The sequence below is a fragment of the Flavobacterium sp. FlaQc-30 genome (assembly GCF_044005885.1).
Lineage (GTDB): Bacteria > Bacteroidota > Bacteroidia > Flavobacteriales > Flavobacteriaceae > Flavobacterium.
The window spans coordinates 1-880 of sequence record NZ_JBIPCO010000021.1; the positions used below are offsets into that span (position 1 = coordinate 1).

Annotated in this window: 1 pseudogene; it reads right to left on the minus strand. The window is 40.3% G+C overall.

The annotated features are described in order from the left end of the window. Window positions 1-880: pseudogene (locus ACHRV0_RS21555) on the minus strand (hypothetical protein); the annotation flags it as partial.

Sequence of the window (880 nt, forward strand, 5' to 3'; positions counted from 1 at the left end):
AGACTCCTTCTGAATCAATACTTAATGGACCTGTTGTAATTGGCGTTACATCGGTATTTGATGCTGTAACAGCTGCTCCGTTTAAGGTATCATTGCTTGTTACTGTTCCAACTGTTACGGCTGCTGTACTGCTTGGCACTGCGCTGTAATTGTCGTTTTGAGCATCTAATGTTCCTTTTACAACTACAGTAGCTGTAGCTGTATCACAGTTTGAAGGATTGGCTCCTACTTCACATAATTGGTACGTGATGCTGTAGCTTCCTGATACTGTATTTGCATCAAGAGTCAAGACTCCTTCTGAATCAATACTTAATGGACCTGTTGTAATTGGCGTTACATCGGTATTTGATGCTGTAACAGCTGCTCCGTTTAAGGTATCATTGCTTGTTACTGTTCCAACTGTTACGGCTGCTGTTGCACTTGGAGTAGCGGTAAAGCTGGTATCGTCTTTAGCGCAAATCTTAGAATTAATTATGATACTTGAACTATCAGAATAACAGCCGTTAACTAAAGCTTTAATAACATAACTTCCAGCAGGAGCTATAACCGTGTCACCATTTTGAACAACATCTACAGAAGGTGTTATGACATAATTATAAGTTGCGTCATAATTACTAATTGTAAAACTTCCTTTAGCATCTACACATTCTCTCGTGTTTTCAATTACAATTGGTGCTGCAGGAGCTGCATTGATTGTTAATACAACAGCCGTTCTTGTTAAACTTGAACAACTGCCGTTTGATGTCTGTCCGTATAATGTTCTTGTAGCGGCAGCTGTACTCACTAAAGTCGCTGGACTTACTACATTGCCTCCTGAAGCTGCATCATACCAAACAATACTTGATCCTGATGGTACTGTAGCGGTAGCCGTTAGAGTCTG